General features: G+C 70.7%; 3 protein-coding genes. All 3 read right to left on the bottom strand.

From position 1 onward, the window contains the following. Positions 1-196: 196 nt before the first annotated feature. Entirely contained in the window at positions 197-1603 is a 1407-nt protein-coding gene (ffh, locus tag D1643_RS10590; protein ID WP_160710577.1) for a signal recognition particle protein, read from the bottom strand. A 284-nt stretch (positions 1604-1887) separates the two neighbouring features. Continuing rightward, positions 1888-2403 (bottom strand): GNAT family N-acetyltransferase, encoded by a 516-nt coding sequence (locus D1643_RS10585; protein ID WP_160710576.1) that lies wholly within the window; start codon positions 2401-2403, stop codon positions 1888-1890. A gap of 1 nt (position 2404) precedes the next feature. Continuing rightward, a partial coding sequence (locus D1643_RS10580) for a hypothetical protein (RefSeq protein ID WP_201751093.1) occupies positions 2405-2621 on the bottom strand: 217 nt, incomplete at its 5' end.

Genomic DNA, 2621 nt, shown 5'->3' with positions numbered 1-2621 from the left:
GGCCGCGGCGGGCACGCCCCAGGCGGGCGAGGCCGGCTGGGGCGCAGGCGCCGCATACGCGGGTTGAGCGACACCGGGAACGGACGCCGGAGCCGCAGGCCGGGCGGGTGCCGGGGCCGCGGGCTGGGCAGCCGGCTGCGCGGGATCCGGCGCCCCAGCTGCGGGATCAGGCGGGTTGCTCGCTAGCTGGTCCATGCTACTCCCCCATCATGTCCTGGATCTTCTTGAGGTCGGCCAGGGACATGCCGCCCATGCCAGGCAGGCCGCGCCGGCGGCGCCCCTTGCCCTTCTTCCCCTTCTTCCCTGCCTGCTGCTCGACGCTGGCCGTCATCTTCTTCATCATCTTCTTCGTTTCGTTGAACTTCTTGATGAGCTGGTTGACGTCGGTCACGGTGACGCCGGCGCCGGCGGCGATGCGGGCGCGCCGGCTGCCGTTGAGCACCTCGGGGCGGGCGCGCTCCTCCTTGGTCATGGAGTTGATGATGACCTCCATGGCGTCGAGCGCCCCCTCGTCCACCTGGCCCGATCCGAGCGCCTTGTCGCCGCCGGGCAGCGCGCTCACGAGCTTGGAGATGCCGCCCATCTTGCGGATCTGGCGGTTCATGGTGACGAAGTCGTCGAACGTGAGGCTGCCCTTGGCCAGGCGCTCGGCCTCGACGGCCTCCGCCTCCTCCTGCTGGACGCGCACGGCGCTCTCGATGAGCGACACGACATCGCCCATACCGAGGATGCGCTTGGCCATGCGGTCGGGGTGGAACTCCTCGAGCGAGTCGGGCTTCTCGCCCGACGAGACGAACTTGATGGGCTTGCCGGTGACCTCGCGGATGGACAGCGCGCCGCCGCCGCGGGCGTCGCCGTCCATCTTCGACATGATGACGCCGTCGAAGTCCACCTGCTCGGCGAAGGCCTCCACCACGTTCACCACGTCCTGGCCGGTCATGGCGTCCACCACCATGAGGATCTGGTCGGGCTTGACCGCGTCGCGGATAGCGCGGGCCTCGGCCATCATGTCGTCGTCGACGTGCAGGCGGCCCGCCGTGTCGATGATGACCACGTCGCGCAGGCTGTCGATGGCATCCTGGACGCCCTCGCGCGCGATGGCCACCGGGTCGCGGCCGTCGCCGCGGTAGACGCGCGCGCCTATCTCGTCGCCGAGCGTCTGGAGCTGGTCGGCCGCGGCGGGGCGGTACACGTCGCCGGCCACGAGCAGCGGGGAGTGGCCCTCCTGCTTGAGGCGGTAGGCGAGCTTGGCGGCCGCGGTGGTCTTGCCCGAGCCCTGCAGGCCCACGAGCATGATGACGTTGGGGATGCGGCTGCCGAGCACGAGCTTGGAGTCGGTACGGCCGAGGAGCCCGGTGAGCTCGTCGAGCACGATCTTGACGACGTTCTGGGCCGGGGTGAGCGAGTCGAGCACGTCGGCGGTGAGGCAGCGCTCCTTCGTGCGCTTGACGAAGGCCTTGACCACCTTGAAGTTGACGTCGGCCTCCAAGAGCGCCAGGCGGATCTCGCGCATGGCGTCGTTGATGTCGTCCTCGGTCAGGCGGCCCTTGGACCTGAGGCCGGAGAAGATGCCCTGGAGGCGTTCGGAGAGGTTTTCGAGCATGGGGCTCCCGTCGTCGATCGCGTCGCGTACCTGGCGCGCGGCGACGGCCCCCTCAGGCCCACCCGCGCGCACCGCCTGATTATACCAGCGCGCCGGCGGCGGGAGCCGAACTCGACGGGACCTGCGAAAGCGCAAGCAGCCACGAGGAGCCGATCGCCCCGCATGCCGCCATGGTGCCCCCTTTTGCTTCTTTTGCGTTCCTTTGCTTCTTTTGCTCAGTTTTGCATTTTTTGCTCGGCGGCGCAACGGAAGGCCTCTCGCCCCTCCGAGAGGATGGCGGGGGGCTAGGGGGCGGGGTGGTAGTAGACGTGGATGTCCTCGTAGGCGCCGTCGAGGTTGCGAAAGCCCTCGGGAACGGTGCCGATGCGCGTGAAGCCGAGGGACTCGTAGAGGGCGATGGCGCCTGCGTTGCTGGCCACCACGGCATTGAACTGCAGGCCGCGGAAGCCGCAGGGGGCCAGCGCCTCGAGCGAGTCGGACACGAGGGCGCGTCCGACGCCCCGGCCGCGGGCATGGGAGGCCACGGCGTAGCTCGCGTTGGCAACGTGCCCGCAGCGGCCCACGTTGTTGGGGTGCAGGATGGAAAGGCCTGCCACCGCGCCGTCGTCGCCGACCGCCACGGCGCTGCGCGTCTGGGCGGAGAAGAAGGCGGCGGCCTCGTCCGGGCCGGAGAGCGGCTCGATCTGCGGGAAGGCGCGGCCGTCGCGGACGACCTCGTTCCAGATGGCGGTCATAGCTTCGAGGTCGGCCGGCTCCCAGGCGCGCACCCGCACGCCCGGCCGGCCTTCTTCCGCCGCCATGCTAGAACCACCGCTTCCAGAAGCTCTGCTTCTCCTGGGGCTCGGGCTCGGGATCGCCGGCGGCTAGGGCCAGCTCGGCCAGCTCCTCGTCGGTGAGGGGCGCCTCGTCGGCGTCGGCGTCCGCGGCGTCGGCCGCATCAGCGGCGGCGGCACCCGGCGCGTCGGCCGCGCCCGCTTCGTCGGCGTCGCCGGCATCCGGCGCGTCGGCCGCATCTGGC

It is taken from the genome of Enterorhabdus sp. P55, from assembly GCF_009911695.1.
Taxonomy (GTDB): Bacteria; Actinomycetota; Coriobacteriia; order Coriobacteriales; family Eggerthellaceae; genus Enterorhabdus.
The sequence above is the reverse complement of the archived record's forward strand: the minus strand, read 5'-3'. Positions and strand labels throughout refer to the sequence as shown.

Bases quoted from the DNA above. Each gene is read 5' to 3' on its own strand.
- D1643_RS10585 (WP_160710576.1), bottom strand. From the start codon at position 2,403: ATGGCGGCGGAAGAAGGCCGGCCGGGCGTGCGGGTGCGCGCCTGGGAG.
- ffh (WP_160710577.1), bottom strand. From the start codon at position 1,603: ATGCTCGAAAACCTCTCCGAACGCCTCCAGGGCATCTTCTCCGGCCTC.